This window comes from Pseudomonas sp. NyZ201 (assembly GCF_049860765.1).
Lineage (GTDB): Bacteria > Pseudomonadota > Gammaproteobacteria > Pseudomonadales > Pseudomonadaceae > Aquipseudomonas > Aquipseudomonas bharatica.
Genome location: NZ_CP187557.1, coordinates 2,216,410 through 2,230,481, shown reverse-complemented (window position 1 = coordinate 2,230,481; position 14,072 = coordinate 2,216,410). Strand labels below are relative to the sequence as shown.

The following is a 14,072-nucleotide window of genomic DNA, read 5'->3' as shown; positions in this document are numbered from 1 at the left end:
CGGACCTTTCCATGCCCTCCCGCGAACTCGACTCACTGCGCCTGCAACTCCAGACCCTGCAACAACGCAATGCCGCCCTCGAACGGCAACTACTGCAGCAACGGGCGCAGGATGAGGACTTCTACCGCTTTCTGTTCGACACCATGGACGAGGGCTTCTGTGTCATCGAGTTTTTCGATGGCCCCCATGGCCCGCTGAGCGACTACATCCACGTCGTGGCCAACGCCGCCTACGCTCGCCACGCCGGGATTCCCAACGTGGTCGGGCAGAAACTGCGGGAAATGGTCCCCGACGAGGCCGACGACTGGGTCGCCCGTTATGGCGCGGTATTGCGCACCGGTGAGCCCTTGCATTTCGAACAGGAACTGGTCGCCACCGGCCGCGTGCTGTCGGTCACCACCTTCCGCATCGAACCGGCCGAGCGCAAGCAGGTTGCGGTGCTGTTCCAGGACGTGACCGAACGACGCAACGCCGAACGGGCCGTGCATCGGCTCAACGAGCAACTGGAGCAACGGGTGCGCGACGCGCTGGCCGAACGCCAATTGCTCGCTCAACTGGTGGACAACAGCGTGGCTTGCGTCCAGGTGGTCAGCCCCGACCTGCGCTGGATGGCGATCAACCAACAAGCCCTCAAGGACTGTTATCACCTCTACGACGAGGTACCGAAGGTCGGCGACCGGGTGGAGCACGTCCTGCGCCGCTTCCCCGCCGATTGCGCGCGGACCCTGTCCTTGTGGCGCCGGGCCCTGGCCGGTGAGGTGTTCATCGAAACCGTCGAGTTCGGCAGCGGTGACCGCCGCCGTCATTACGAACTGCGCTTCAATGCGCTGCACGACGACCAGGGCGAATTGCTCGGCGCCTATCTTTTCGCCTATGACATCAGTGCCCGGGTCGAGGAGCAGCAACGCCTGCTGCGCGCCGAGGAGGCCCTGCGCCAGGCGCAGAAAATGGAAGCGGTGGGCCAGCTTACCGGCGGCATCGCCCATGACTTCAACAACCTGCTCGGCGGTATCCTCGGTGCCCACGAACTGATGCGCCAGCGCCTGGACCAGCAGCGCCACGCCGAACTGCATCCACTGCTGGAAGCCGCCAGCACCTCGGCCCAGCGCGCGGCGTCGCTGGTTCACCGCCTGCTGGCCTTTTCCCGACAACAGACCCTGCAACCCCAGGCCACCGATGTCGGTGCCCTGCTGCGCGACATGGAGGAGCTGATCCAGCGCAGCGTCGGCCCGGCCATCGCGGTTCGCAGCCAGTTCAGGGATGACCTGTGGCCGACCTTCATCGACCCGCCGCAACTGGAAAGCGCCCTGCTCAACCTGTGCATCAATGCCCGGGATGCCCTGCCCAATGGCGGGCTGATCGAAATCGCCATCGATAATATCGAGCTGGACGAAGAACGCGGACGCCCGCTGGACCTGGCCGCAGGGCCGTACCTGTGCCTGAGCGTCGCCGACAACGGCACGGGGATGTCCGCCGATGTCGCGGCGCGGGCCATCGACCCGTTTTTCACCACCAAGCCGCTGGGCCAGGGCACCGGGCTTGGGCTGTCGATGGCCTACGGTTTCGTCCGTCAGTCCGGCGGGCAACTGCGTATCGTCAGCGCCCCTGGCCAGGGCACGCGGATCGAGCTGTACCTGCCGCGCCATCACCAGAGTGCGGCGGCAAGCCCGGCCCGCACCAGCGCGCGCAATGTCCCGGGCCTGGGCAGCGGAGCGCGCATCGTGCTGGTGGAAGACCAGGACACCCTGCGCGGGGTGATTACCGAGATCCTGGAAGAGTCCGGTCACCGGGTCGAGTTCTACGCAAGCGCTGTGCTGGCCTTGCCAAGGTTGAAGGACGGGACGCCGCCGGATTTGCTGATCAGCGATATCGGCCTGCCGGGCGGGCTCAGCGGTCGGCAAATGGCGGCGGCGGTGCGCCAGGTGCACCCGCAGTTGCCGGTGCTGTTCATCACCGGCTATGACGAAAGCGCCGCGCTGAGCGATGGGCGACTGGCGCCGGGGATCAGCGTGATGACCAAGCCGTTTACGTTGGAGGGGTTGATGGCGCGGGTGGAGGAGATTCTCGGGGAGCGGTGAATGGGGCCGGGGCTGGGGCTGGTTATTGTGTGTTGATCCGTTTGCTCGGGCGACGCTGCCCAGCGCTCCCTGACAAATCTGTAATTCAAACCTCAGTTTGCTGTCAGCCACAACGGATTAAGGTCGGGCATCCCTGTTGATGGACTGACACCCCATGCCCCACCTTCCTACCCGCCGCACCTTCGTCAAGGGCCTGGCCGCAGCCAGCGCCCTGGGCGGTCTCGGCCTCTGGCGCAGCAACGCATGGGCCCGCGGGCCGCATGATGCCGTCGAGCTGGACGGCCAGCATTTCGAGCTGTTCATCGGCCAGACCGCCGTCAATATCACCGGCAAGCCACGGACCGCGCTGACCATCAATAACAGCCTGCCCGGCCCGGTCCTGCGCTGGCGCGAAGGCGATACGGTGACCCTGAGGGTGCGCAATCGCCTGGACGAAAGCACCTCGCTGCACTGGCACGGGATCATCCTCCCGGCCAACATGGACGGCGTGCCCGGCCTGAGCTTCGCCGGCATCGAGCCCGGTGGTGATTACCTGTACCGCTTCACCCTGGAGCAACACGGCACCTACTGGTACCACAGCCATTCCGGCCTGCAGGAGCAGGCCGGGGTCTACGGCGCCATCGTCATCGAGCCGAAGACCCCCGAGCCCCATGTCTACCAGCGCGATTGCGTGCTGCTGCTCAGCGACTGGAGCGACGAGAAGCCCGCCGCCCTGCTGACCCGCTTGAAGAAACAGTCCGACTACTACAACCAGCGCCAGCGCACCGTCGGCGACTTCATCGATGACGTGGCCCGCGACGGCTGGTCGGCGACCCTGGCCAACCGCAAGGAATGGGCGCTGATGCACATGACGCCCACCGATATCGCCGATATCAGCGCTGCCACCTACACCTACCTGCTCAATGGCCTGGCCCCCGAGGGCAACTTCACCTGCCTGTTCCAGCCCGGCGAAACCCTGCGCCTGCGCCTGATAAACGGCTCGGCGATGACCTACTTCGACTTCCGCATTCCCGGCCTCAAGCTCACCGTGATCGCCGCCGACGGCCAGCCGGTGCAGCCGGTCACGGTGGACGAACTGCGCCTGGCGGTGGCGGAAACCTACGATGTGCTGGTCACGGTCGGCGACCTGCCGGCCTACACCCTGTTCGCCCAAAGCATGGACCGCAGTGGCTATGCCCGCGGTACCCTGGCCCGGGCCCATGGCCTGAGTGCAGCGATTCCGGCGCTGGAGCCCAAGCCGGTGCTGAGCATGGCGGACATGGGCCATGGCGACATGGGCGCGATGGACCACGGCAGCATGGCCGGCATGCATCACGCCATGCCGGGCATGGACATGCAGCAGCACCCGGCTTCGGAGAACGGCAACCCGCTGGTGGACATGCAGACCATGATGCCCAAGGCCAACCTGGGCGATCCCGGCATCGGCCTGCGCGATAACGGCCGGCGGGTACTGACCTACGCCGACCTGAAAAGCACCTTCGCCGACCCGGATGGCCGCGAACCGGGGCGCGAGATCGAACTGCACCTCACCGGGCACATGGAGCGCTTCGCCTGGTCGTTCGACGGCATCCGCTTTTCCGATGCCGAACCGCTGCGCCTGAAATACGGCGAGCGCCTGCGCATCACCCTGGTCAACGACACCATGATGGCCCACCCCATCCACCTGCATGGCCTGTGGAGCGACCTGGAGGATGAACACGGGCGATTCCAGGTGCGCAAGCACACCGTCGACATGCCACCGGGCAGCCGCCGCAGTTACCGGGTCAGTGCCGACGCCCTGGGCCGCTGGGCCTACCACTGCCACCTGCTCTACCACATGGAAACCGGCATGTTCCGCGAGGTGCGCGTCGATGAATGAACGATCGAACAGGCCGCTGATCGGCGGCATTGCCCTGCTTTTGCTGCTGGGCAGCGAGGAGATTCGTGCGGCAACGATGGATCACTCCGGCATGAATCACTCCGGTATGGATCATTCGGGCATGGGCCATGGCGCGATGAACCATGGAGCAATGGGTCATGAAGCAGTGAATCACGGAGCAATGACGCATGGCTCGATGAACCACGATGCACCGCAACCACCACGTACACCGCTCAAACCGATTACCGACGCCGATCGCCAGGCAGCCTTCCCGCCCCTGCCCGGGCACCAGGTGCATGACCGGCAGATCAACTGGGCGGTGACCGTCGAACAACTGGAGTACCAGAATTTCGAAAACAGCAGCGCGCTGAACTGGAATGCCAACGCCTGGATCGGCGGTGATATCGACCGCCTGTGGCTGCGCAGCGAAGGCGAACGGGAACAGGGACGCACCCACAAGGCAGAATTGCAGGCACTCTGGGGGCACGCCTTCAGCCCCTGGTGGGAAGTGGTCGCGGGCGTGCGCCAGGACTTCAAACCGGGCAGCGGCCAGACCTGGGCGGCCTTCGGCGTCCAGGGCACACCGCTCTATGGCATGGAGCTGGAAGCCACGCTGTACGCCGGCGAGCGACAACAGACCGCGCTGCGGGTGGAAGCGTCCTACGCTATCCTGCTGACCCAGCGTTGGCGGCTGGAGCCGATGGTCGAAGCCAATTTCCATGGGCGCGACGACGCCGGCCGCGGACAAGGCTCAGGGCTGGCGGACAGCGAGACCGGGGTGCGCCTGCGCTACGAAATCACCCCGGGATTCGCGCCCTATGTAGGGGTGACTTTCAACCGGATGTATGGCGAGACGGCGGCGATGGCCCGGGATGAAGGCGAGGATATCGGGCAGACGCGCTGGGTGGCGGGTATCAGGTTAAGGTTCTAGATCGTGTCGCCCCGATCGCTGCGGTGCGGCCCGCTCAGACAACACAGAATCCAAAGGAGAAAGACCATGCTGAAGAAAAACCTGGCAGCCCTCGGCCTACTGGCCCTGACCACCCTGGCCCAGGCCGGGCAGACCATCGATGTCTACCGCGACCCCAACTGCGGCTGCTGCAAGGAATGGATCAGCCATCTGCGCGACAACGGCTATACCGTCAACGACCACGTCGAGCCGAACATGAGCGCGGTCAAGCAGAAACTCGGCGTGGCGCCGCGCCTGGCTTCCTGCCATACCGGCGTGATCAACGGCCAGTTCATCGAAGGCCATGTCCCGGCCGAACAGATTGCAGTGCTCGGCAAACGCCCCGACCTGAAAGGCATTGCCGTACCGGGTATGCCAATGGGCTCCCCGGGCATGGAAATGGGCGATCACAAGGACGCCTACCAGGTCATCGGCTTGACCGGTGCCGGCACCGACGAAGTGATTGCCGAGTACTGATTCACAGGCCTGACCCGCTTATTGTCACCAACAGGGAGACAATCAATCCACACCCAGCCGGATTGTCGGAAACACCAATCCCCAGGAAAATGCCCGGACTTTCATAGCAAACGCTGCCTCAAGCAGTTCATGGAGACCGAGCAATGCCACACGAAGGCAGCCTTCTGCAAACCGCGGTGATCTTCCTCCTCGCCGCGGTCGTTACCGTTCCCCTGGCCAAGCGCCTGCAACTGGGCGCCGTGCTCGGCTACCTGCTGGCTGGCGTGGTGATCGGCCCGCAAGCCTTGGGGCTGATCCGCGACACCCAGAGCGTTGCGCATATCTCCGAGCTGGGCGTGGTCCTGCTGCTGTTCATCATCGGCCTGGAACTGTCGCCACGGCGCCTGTGGCTGATGCGCAAGTCGGTGTTCGGCGTGGGCCTGGCACAGGTCCTGCTGACCGGTGCGGTGATCGGCGCCATCGCGCTGTTCGGCTTTGCCCGCTCGCTGCCGGCGGCGATTGTCCTGGGCCTTGGCCTGGCCCTGTCGTCCACCGCCTTCGGTTTGCAGAGCCTGGCCGAAAGCAAGCAGCTCAATGCGCCCCATGGTCGCCTGGCCTTCGCCATCCTGCTGTTCCAGGACATCGCCGCGATTCCGCTGATCGCCCTGGTGCCGCTGCTGGCCGCCGCCGGGCCGGATACCAGCCATGGCGACAGTCTGGGCCACGGCCTCAAGGTATTCGGCAGCATTGCCATCGTTATCGTCGGCGGCCGCTACCTGCTGCGTCCGTTGTTCCGCATCGTGGCCCGCACCGGCCTGCCGGAGGTATCTACCGCCACCGCCCTGCTGGTGGTGATCGGTACGGCCTGGCTCATGGAGGAAGCAGGTATTTCCATGGCCCTGGGCGCTTTCCTCGCTGGCTTGCTGCTGGCGGACTCGGAATACCGGCATGAACTTGAGGCGCAGATCGAGCCGTTCAAAGGGCTGCTGCTGGGGTTGTTTTTCATCAGCGTGGGCATGGGGGCCAACCTGCGCCTGCTGCTGGACATGCCGCTGCTGCTGATCGGCATGACGCTGCTGCTGGTAGCGGTGAAGCTGCCGCTGCTGATGCTGGTCGGCTACTTCGCCGGTGGCCTGAACAAGGTCAATGCCCTGCGCCTGGGCGTGGTGCTGGCCGCCGGTGGCGAGTTCGCCTTCGTGGTGTTCAAGCTGGGACGCGACCAGGGCCTGTTCGACCTGCAAACCTACGACATGCTGCTGATGACCATCACCCTGTCCATGGCCATCACCCCGCTCCTGCTGCTCGGCTGCGCCCGCCTGGGCAAGCGCCCGCAGGTGGTGCGCGAAGTGCCGGAGCAATACAAGGACATCGACACCGATGCGCCGCGGGTGGTGATCGTCGGCATGGGCCGGATGGGCCAGATCGTGGCGCGGATCCTGCGCGCGCAGAAGATACCTTTCCTCGCTCTGGAAACCTCGGTGGATACCATCGAGATGACCCGCATGTTCGAGCAGGTGCCAGTGTTCTACGGTGACCCGCAACGTCCCGAGGTGCTGCATGCGGCGAAGGTCGGCGAGGCAGAATACTTCGTCATCACCACCGACAACGCCGAGGCCACCACGCGCACGGCGCAGCGGGTCAAGCAAATGTACCCGCACCTCAAGGTCCTGGCCCGGGCACGCAATCGCCAGCATGTGCATGAGCTGGTGGACGTGGGTGCCGAGCCGATTCGCGAGACCTTCCATTCGAGCCTGGAAATGAGCCGGATGACCCTGGTCGGGCTGGGCTTGAGCGAGGACCAGGCGGCGGACCGGATCCAGCGTTTCACCCGGCACGACGAGGAAGTGCTGGCCGCCCAGGGCCGGGTGCGGGATGACAAGGCCAAGGTGATGCAGACGGCCAAGGAAGCGCGGCTGGATCTGGAGCGGTTGTTCGAGGCCGATGCTGATTGATTGACCTTCAGGGCCTCATCGCTGGCAAGCCAGCTCCCACAGGACACTGTGGGAGTCCGCCCAGCCTTTCAGGCTGCGCTGTCGCGCAGAGAACAGTTCCAAAGCACGACGCGTACCCTGTGGGAGCGGGTTCACCCGCGATTGCTATGGTGAATTCACTACTGCAATCGCGGGTGAACCCGCTCCCACAAGGTCTCTGCAAATCAAAGAGTTATGTTTTGTTCTTGAGAGCTGGCTTGCCAGCGATGAGGCCCTGAAGATCAACAGAGACACTTGCAGTAGACTCCGGAGCTTGTCACAACGGAGCCGCCCTTCTTGGAAGACCTCAACTCCCTCTACTACTTCACCCAGGTCGTCGAACACGGCGGCTTCGCCCCCGCCGGCCGCGCGCTGGACATGCCCAAGTCCAAGCTCAGCCGGCGCATTTGCGAGCTGGAAGAACGCCTCGGCGTGCGCCTTCTGCATCGCACCAGCCGTCACTGCTCGTTGACCGAGATCGGCCAGGAATACTATCGACGCTGCCTGGCCATGCGGGTCGAGGCCGAGGGCGCGGCCGAGGTGATCGAGCGCAATCGCAGCGAACCCCGCGGCCTGGTGCGCCTGAGCTGCCCGACCACTCTACTCAACTCCTGGGTCGGGCCGATGCTGACCCGCTATATGCTCAAGTACCCGTTGGTAGAGCTGTTCATCGAAAGCACCAACCGCCGCGTCGATCTGCTGCACGAAGGCTTCGACCTGGCCTTGCGGGTGCGCTTCCCGCCCCTGGAAAACACCGACATGGTGATGAAGGTGCTGAGCAACAGCACCCAATGCCTGGTCGGCCAGCCGTCGTTTCTCCAGGCACTGCCGGAAGGCTTCGACCCGCAGCGGCTCGGCGAGCTGCCCAGCCTGCATTGGGGCAGCGCCCAGCGCGAGTACCAATGGGAGTTGTTCCAGGGCGAGGACATGAGCCGCAGCCTGGTGATCCCGCATACCCCACGCATGGTCACCGACGACCTGTTCGCCTTGCGCCATTTCGTCGTCGCCGGGGTGGGAATCGCTCACCTGCCACGGGTGGCGGTGCGCGAGGACCTGGCGGCGGGGCGGCTGGTGGAGTTGCTGCCGGGATGGCATCCGCGCTGCGGCATCGTGCATGCGATCTTCCCGTCACGGCGCGGCTTGCTGCCGTCGGTGCGGGCATTGATCGATCATCTGGCGGAGGAGTTTGCGGGGAGTGACATGGCCTAGAAAGCAGAAGGCCTCATCGCGGTGGTCCGACGATGAGGCCCGAAAGCACAACGGGGATCAGCGCGACAGGAACGCCAGCAGGTCTTCGTTCAACTGCTGCGCATGAGTCACGGCAAACCCGTGGGGCGCCCCGCTGTAGAGGGTCAGCTCGGCCCCGCGGATCATCTGCGCGGCTTTCTTGCCCGTGGTCTCGAAAGGCACGATCTGGTCGTCATCGCCATGGATCACCAGGGTTGGCACGTCGATCTTCGCCATGTCCGGACGGAAGTCGGTTTCGGAAAAAGCCGTCACGCAGTCCAGGGTGGCCTTGAGCGAGGCCATCAGGGCGATGTTCAGGGTCTGGGCCTGCACGCCCTGGGACACCTTCTGCCCATGATTGATGCCGTAGAACGGCGCTGCGAAGTCGGCGATGAATTGCGCACGGTCGGCGCGGATGCCGTCGCGGATGCCATCGAATACCGATTTGTCGACACCCTCCGGATTGTCCGCGGTCTTGATGAACAGCGGCGTGACCGCGCCCAGGAGGACCAGCCCGGCCACCCGCTCGCTGCCATGCCGGGCGATATAGCGGGTGACATCGCCGCCGCCCATGGAGAAGCCCACCAGGGTCACCTCGTTGAGGTCGAGGTGCTCGATCAGCTGGGCGATATCGTCGGCGAAGGTGTCGTAGTCATAGCCCGTCCACGGCTGGCTGGAACGCCCGAAACCGCGACGGTCGAAGGCGATGGCGCGGTAGCCGCGGCTGGCCAGGAATTCCATCTGCACATCCCACATATCGGCGTCCAGCGGCCAGCCATGACTGAACAGCACGGGCTTGCCGCTGCCCCAGTCCTTGTAATAGATCGCGGTGCCGTCACGGGTAACGAGGGTGCTCATAGCGGTATCTCCTGAAAAATGCGTAGGTAGTTTCTTGAGTGTGTATGGGGTGATTCGTTCAGGCCCGCAGCCAGCCGGCAGCGAGACGGGTCACCAGCGGCATGATGAAAAACACCACGGGCAGGATGACGAAGAGGTTGCCGATCAGGTTGCCCGCCAGCGGCCCGCCCAGCGCGGGAACCGCGGCGAACAGCGGCGCCAGCAAGGCCGGGACCAGCAGGGTCATCGGGCAGATCACCAGGTAGGTCAGCACGGCTTGCTTCCAGCGTGGCGGTTGCTGGGCACCACTGCCGACAGGGGTGAACCAGAACTCGGGGTCGGCGTGGACCTCGGTATGGTCGCCGCCATCGAGCAAAGGCATGACCTCGTCGATCATCCGCTGGCGCTCGCTGGAGTTGACCCAGTCCTGCAGGCGGGCCGACTCGCAGAAGCGCACCACTGTGGTGAAGTGCCTGCCGCCCTGCTCCGGACGGATGACGTTGACGCCCAGGTGACCGGGCTGGCGACGCGCGGCCTGCACGGCGCGCTTGAGCCATTCTTCATAGGTGTCCAGCGCGTCGCTGCGGACCTTGTGCTGGATGACCAGCGTGACCACGTTGGAGCTGTCCTGGTTGGCGGTGTTCATAAGCAGTTTCCCTGGCGATAAGTGGTGTGTCGCGTTGATGGGAAAAGCTTAATTTCGACACCCTTTCAGCACCAGATGGCCAAATCGGCCTTTAGCGTTCCATTAACGGAACGATAAACACTCGAACACTTCCGTGCTGGCGGTCGTGGGTTCCGGGAAATATCCTACGCATCCTTCGGAAAAAGGAAGCGCGCCCACCGTGCTGAGCTATTGGGGTCTGTTTCTCGCGGCATTCGGCGCCGCCACGCTATTGCCGCTTCAGTCCGAAGCGCTGCTGGTGGGCCTGCTCCTGCACGATCCGCAGGCGGTGACGAGCCTGTTGCTGGTGGCGACCCTGGGCAACGTCCTCGGCTCTATCGTCAACTGGCTGCTGGGGCGAGCCGTGGAACGCTGGCGCGACAAGCGCTGGTTCCCCTTTTCCGCCACGCAACTGGACAAGGCGCAGCAGCGCTACCAGCGCTATGGGCAATGGTCGCTGCTGCTGAGCTGGATGCCGGTGATCGGCGACCCGCTGACCCTGATCGCCGGGATCATGCGCGAGCCATTCTGGCGCTTCGTGCTGCTGGTGACCCTGGCCAAGGGCGCACGGTACCTGGTGCTGGCGCTGATTACCCTGGGTTGGTTCGGCCGCTGACGCCCCAGATCATCTCCTCGGTCCAGCCCAGTTCGGCGAAGTCCTGCGCACGCAGATGGGCCTCCCCCTCGCAGAAAAATTCATCCAGTTGCGGCGGGCGCACACCGGTATCCGCGAGCATGGCGTGGACCTGCCCGCGGTGGTGGATCTGGTGCTCGAAGAGATGGGACAGCAGGCGCAAGCGCTGGTCGCGCTGAACCCGCTCGGGACGGACGATGCTGACGTAGCGCTGCAACTGGTCGTCGCGCTGTTGCTGGCAATAAGCGATCAGGCGCCGGTCGTTCTGCGCCTGTTCCCGGTGCAACTGCCCGACATCGTCGAAGGGTTGTTCCGGCTCGAAGAAGCGCGCCGACAGTTCGTCCGGCGGCTCCCCGCGCAGCTCGCGCTCCAGGGCCTGGAGGTAGAACCAGTCGACGGTCAGCAGGTGATTGAGGGTGGCCTTGATCGAGGGGAAGAAACTGCACCGCGGCGCGACCAGTTCGTCGCGGCTCAGTTGCCGGCACGCCTTGTACAGGCGGTGGTTGGCCCAGGCATTGTTGTAGGCCATGGTCAGCAGGTGGTGCGACAGTGGCTCGGCCATCTTGCACGTCCTCAGTGGAAGCGTTGCAGCTGCATCTCCCGCAGACGGCTGAGTGTCCGTCGGAACGGGAACTCCAGGTAGCCTTGAGTGTAGAGCGCTTCCAGGGGAACGTCGGCCTCCAGGTAAAGGGCCACGCGCTGGTCGTAGCATTCATCGACCAGAGCGATGAAACGCCGTGCGCCGTTGTCCTGCGGTGACAGTTGCGGCAGCTCCCGCTCGCCGGCCACCACCCGCTCGGCACCATCCTCGGTGCCCCGGGCGATCCTGCCCGGGCGCTGCGCCGCACCGAGCGCCGGCACGCCGCTGAGCAGAATGGCGTCGAACGTTTCGCACAGGGCCATGAACTCCATGGCGGCCAGGGGCTGCTCACACAGATGCAGGTAATCGCACCAGAGTACCCTGGCGCTGCGGCGGATCACCTGGACGGTGCGGTAGCCGACGGGCAGGTCCGCATCAGTGGCCGGGGCGCCGCCGCTCAACTCGTTGAACACCTGCTCCAGCGCGCAGGGCTGGCCGGCCTGGCGTACCCAGTAGCGCTGCTGGCCGACACCGGGGTGCAGGCGATGATCCTGCTCACCCTGGACTGCCACCACCTGCATCGACGCCTCGATCGCGGCGATGGCCGGGAGGAAGCGCTCGCGGTTGAAGCCGTCGGCGTAGAGCTCGCGTGGCGGCAGGTTGGAGGTAGCGACCACCACTACCCCGGACTCGAACAGCACTTGGAACAGACGACCGAGAATGATCGCATCACCGATATCGTTGACGAACAGCTCGTCGAAACACAGCACGCGGATCTCTTCGGCGAGGCCTTGGGCCAGGGCCTTGAGCGGGTCGGCAGTGCCGTTGAGCTGGAACAGGCGCTGGTGGGTCCAGCGCATGAAGTGATGGAAATGCTGGCGGCGCGCGGGAATCGTCAGGCAACCATGGAACTGGTCCATCAGCCAGGTCTTGCCGCGACCGACCGGGCCCCAGAGGTACACGCCCCGGGCCGGTTCGCCGCGCTGCACGGCATCAAAGCAGTTTTGCAGGGCTTGCACGGCGGCCTGCTGGGCAGGGTCGGGAATGAAGCCCTGCTGCTCGATGGCCTGGCGGTACAGGGCCAAGGGGGTGTGGGACATGCTGACCCTCGGACAAAAGGGCACAGGGTATATCAGTAAGCCATTATTTGTATGTGGATTTTGAAGCCGGCGCGGTCCCTGTGGGCGGGTTCACCCGGGATTACTGTTGTGGATTCACTGAAGTAATCGCGGGTGAACCCGCTCCCACAGGGGCCGCGTAATGGCGGCTTATTCGGCCAGCCCCACCTTCAACAGTTGCCCATCCTCCTCATCGGTCAGCAGGTAGAGGAACCCGTCCGGCCCTACCCGGACATCCCGCACCCGGGCGTCCAACTGCCCGAGCATGCGCTCTTCATGGACGATCCTGTCGCCATCGAGCTGCAGCCTGATCACTTCCTGGGTGGCCAGGGCACCGATGAACAGGTTGTGGTCCCAGGGTTTGAAGCGACCGCCATCATAGAACGCCATGCCACTGATGCCCGGGGATTTCTCCCAGACGTGGTGAGGCGCTACCGTGCCCTTCACCTCCTTGCCCTTGGCCTCGGGAATGGGCATCAGCGAATAATTGATGCCATGGGTCGCCAGCGGCCAGCCGTAGTTCTTGCCGGGCTTGGGAATATTGATCTCGTCACCACCACGGGGACCATGCTCGTGGGTCCAGAGTTGCCCGGTCCAGGGGTTGAGCGCCGCGCCCTGCTGGTTGCGGTGGCCGTAGGACCAGATCGCCGGTTGCACGTTTTTCTGCCCGACGAAAGGGTTGTCCTTGGGAATCTCGCCATCGGGCAGGATGCGCACCACCTTGCCCTGCAGCTTGTCGAGGTCCTGGGCGGTCGGTCGCTCGTTGTTTTCGCCCAGGGCGATGAACAGATGACCCTCGCGGTCGAACACCAGCCGCGAGCCGAAGTGATTGCCGCTGGACAGCTTCGGCTCCTGGCGGAAGATCACGTTGAAATCCTCCAGGCTCGACAGGTCGCCGGAAAGCCGCCCACGCCCGACCGCCGTGCCGGCCTTGCCGCCCTCGCCACCGCCCTCGGCAAACGACAGATAGACCAGGCGGTCCTTGTTGAACGTCGGCGACAGCACCACGTCGAGCAGGCCGCCCTGGCCCTTGGCCCAGACCTCGGGCACGCCATTCAATGGCGCACCCACCCGGCCCTCAGGGCCGATCACCCGCAGGTTGCCCTGGCGCTCGGTGACCAGGATGCGCTGATTGTCCGGAAGAAACGCCAGGGCCCAGGGGTGTTTCAGGCCCTCGGCCAGGGTCGCCACCTTGAGCGTGCCCTCCTCGCTGGGGAAGGTTCGTTCAGGCGCGGCCTGGGCCAGAAGTGGCAAGAGTGCGGCAGTACCGAAGGCGAGCAGCCAGGATCGTGAGGTCATGCGGGCTTCCTTTCTGGGGGCGCGATCACGGTGCACGTTGTGAATCGCGGGGTGGGCGGATGGGCTCCAGGCGTGGCGCCTGTTGCTCGCGACGCAGGTTGTCGCCATTGCCGATGCCCCGGTTCTCCAGGGTTGGCGGGCGGGATGGCGGCTGGGTGGACGGGCCGCGCAGCGGCGGCGTGGCGGGCACGCTGCCCTGCTGGCTATTGGGGTTGATGTCGCGGATGGGACTGTTGTGCGGGTTGTTTTCGCTCGCTGCCAATACCGCCCCCGCGGCGCAAGCGGCAAGGACGGCAGCGAACAGCATCGGCAAAGGTCGGCGTGACATGGGCACCTCCCGCAATTGGGCATCTCCGAAGGTTGGATAGCCTAAGGTGCGAGAGGTTCGCCCGGAAAGCGCCG

The 14,072-nt window shown here is 64.9% G+C and carries 13 protein-coding genes; 7 read left to right on the top strand and 6 right to left on the bottom strand.

The window, feature by feature from the left end; translation table 11 throughout:
• Positions 1–11 precede the first annotated feature (11 nt).
• The 6 genes from ACPFMA_RS09975 to ACPFMA_RS09950 all read left to right on the top strand — a co-directional run bounded on the left by ACPFMA_RS09975 (position 12) and on the right by ACPFMA_RS09950 (position 8,520).
• The gene (locus ACPFMA_RS09975; RefSeq protein WP_425930086.1) at positions 12–2,078 is read left to right on the top strand and encodes a PAS domain-containing protein; all 2,067 of its coding nucleotides are present in this window, start codon (positions 12–14) and stop codon (positions 2,076–2,078) included.
• Between the two features lie 154 nt (positions 2,079–2,232).
• A complete protein-coding gene (locus ACPFMA_RS09970) occupies positions 2,233–3,936 on the top strand; it encodes a copper resistance system multicopper oxidase (RefSeq protein ID WP_064302904.1) in 1,704 nt (567 codons plus the stop codon).
• Positions 3,929–4,867 (top strand): copper resistance protein B, encoded by a 939-nt coding sequence (locus tag ACPFMA_RS09965; RefSeq protein WP_420059500.1) that lies wholly within the window; start codon positions 3,929–3,931, stop codon positions 4,865–4,867. The genes ACPFMA_RS09970 and ACPFMA_RS09965 overlap by 8 nt, the downstream gene beginning before the upstream one ends.
• A gap of 66 nt (positions 4,868–4,933) precedes the next feature.
• The gene (locus ACPFMA_RS09960; protein WP_009401047.1) at positions 4,934–5,362 is read left to right on the top strand and encodes a DUF411 domain-containing protein; all 429 of its coding nucleotides are present in this window, start codon (positions 4,934–4,936) and stop codon (positions 5,360–5,362) included.
• Positions 5,363–5,505: 143 nt separating this feature from the next.
• Positions 5,506–7,293 carry a monovalent cation:proton antiporter-2 (CPA2) family protein gene (locus ACPFMA_RS09955; protein WP_425930085.1) on the top strand — a complete coding sequence of 596 codons (1,788 nt, stop codon included), beginning with the start codon at positions 5,506–5,508 and terminating at the stop codon, positions 7,291–7,293.
• Positions 7,294–7,608: 315 nt separating this feature from the next.
• Positions 7,609–8,520, top strand: a complete 912-nt coding sequence (locus ACPFMA_RS09950; RefSeq protein WP_009401051.1) for a LysR substrate-binding domain-containing protein — start codon at positions 7,609–7,611, stop codon at positions 8,518–8,520.
• A 57-nt stretch (positions 8,521–8,577) separates the two neighbouring features.
• Here the strand turns inward: ACPFMA_RS09950 and ACPFMA_RS09945 are convergent, their stop codons facing one another.
• Both ACPFMA_RS09945 and ACPFMA_RS09940 read right to left on the bottom strand, forming a co-directional pair.
• Complete coding sequence (locus ACPFMA_RS09945) at positions 8,578–9,396, bottom strand: alpha/beta fold hydrolase (protein ID WP_064302901.1); 819 nt, start codon at positions 9,394–9,396, stop codon at positions 8,578–8,580.
• A 58-nt stretch (positions 9,397–9,454) separates the two neighbouring features.
• Positions 9,455–10,021: an antibiotic biosynthesis monooxygenase gene (locus ACPFMA_RS09940; RefSeq protein ID WP_420059472.1), complete on the bottom strand. Its 567-nt coding sequence runs from the start codon at positions 10,019–10,021 to the stop codon at positions 9,455–9,457.
• A 199-nt stretch (positions 10,022–10,220) separates the two neighbouring features.
• On the opposite strand from ACPFMA_RS09940, the gene ACPFMA_RS09935 reads away from it, so the two are divergent.
• The gene (locus tag ACPFMA_RS09935) at positions 10,221–10,655 is read left to right on the top strand and encodes a YqaA family protein (protein WP_425930084.1); all 435 of its coding nucleotides are present in this window, start codon (positions 10,221–10,223) and stop codon (positions 10,653–10,655) included.
• Here the strand turns inward: ACPFMA_RS09935 and ACPFMA_RS09930 are convergent.
• The 4 genes from ACPFMA_RS09930 to ACPFMA_RS09915 form a co-directional block, all read right to left on the bottom strand.
• Positions 10,630–11,235 carry a DinB family protein gene (locus ACPFMA_RS09930; protein ID WP_420059474.1) on the bottom strand — a complete coding sequence of 202 codons (606 nt, stop codon included), beginning with the start codon at positions 11,233–11,235 and terminating at the stop codon, positions 10,630–10,632. The genes ACPFMA_RS09935 and ACPFMA_RS09930 overlap by 26 nt on opposite strands.
• Positions 11,236–11,246: 11 nt before the next feature.
• A complete protein-coding gene (zapE, locus tag ACPFMA_RS09925) occupies positions 11,247–12,353 on the bottom strand; it encodes a cell division protein ZapE (protein WP_425930083.1) in 1,107 nt (368 codons plus the stop codon).
• A 168-nt stretch (positions 12,354–12,521) separates the two neighbouring features.
• The gene (locus ACPFMA_RS09920) at positions 12,522–13,670 is read right to left on the bottom strand and encodes a PQQ-dependent sugar dehydrogenase (RefSeq protein WP_425930082.1); all 1,149 of its coding nucleotides are present in this window, start codon (positions 13,668–13,670) and stop codon (positions 12,522–12,524) included.
• 25 nt (positions 13,671–13,695) lie between these two features.
• A complete protein-coding gene (locus tag ACPFMA_RS09915; protein WP_051032708.1) occupies positions 13,696–13,977 on the bottom strand; it encodes a hypothetical protein in 282 nt (93 codons plus the stop codon).
• Positions 13,978–14,072 lie beyond the last annotated feature (95 nt).

Bases quoted from the DNA above. Each gene is read 5' to 3' on its own strand.
- ACPFMA_RS09975 (WP_425930086.1), top strand. From the start codon at position 12: ATGCCCTCCCGCGAACTCGACTCACTGCGCCTGCAACTCCAGACCCTG.
- ACPFMA_RS09970 (WP_064302904.1), top strand. From the start codon at position 2,233: ATGCCCCACCTTCCTACCCGCCGCACCTTCGTCAAGGGCCTGGCCGCA.
- ACPFMA_RS09965 (WP_420059500.1), top strand. From the start codon at position 3,929: ATGAATGAACGATCGAACAGGCCGCTGATCGGCGGCATTGCCCTGCTT.
- ACPFMA_RS09960 (WP_009401047.1), top strand. From the start codon at position 4,934: ATGCTGAAGAAAAACCTGGCAGCCCTCGGCCTACTGGCCCTGACCACC.
- ACPFMA_RS09955 (WP_425930085.1), top strand. From the start codon at position 5,506: ATGCCACACGAAGGCAGCCTTCTGCAAACCGCGGTGATCTTCCTCCTC.
- ACPFMA_RS09945 (WP_064302901.1), bottom strand. From the start codon at position 9,396: ATGAGCACCCTCGTTACCCGTGACGGCACCGCGATCTATTACAAGGAC.
- ACPFMA_RS09940 (WP_420059472.1), bottom strand. From the start codon at position 10,021: ATGAACACCGCCAACCAGGACAGCTCCAACGTGGTCACGCTGGTCATC.
- ACPFMA_RS09930 (WP_420059474.1), bottom strand. From the start codon at position 11,235: ATGGCCGAGCCACTGTCGCACCACCTGCTGACCATGGCCTACAACAAT.
- zapE (WP_425930083.1), bottom strand. From the start codon at position 12,353: ATGTCCCACACCCCCTTGGCCCTGTACCGCCAGGCCATCGAGCAGCAG.
- ACPFMA_RS09920 (WP_425930082.1), bottom strand. From the start codon at position 13,670: ATGACCTCACGATCCTGGCTGCTCGCCTTCGGTACTGCCGCACTCTTG.
- ACPFMA_RS09915 (WP_051032708.1), bottom strand. From the start codon at position 13,977: ATGCTGTTCGCTGCCGTCCTTGCCGCTTGCGCCGCGGGGGCGGTATTG.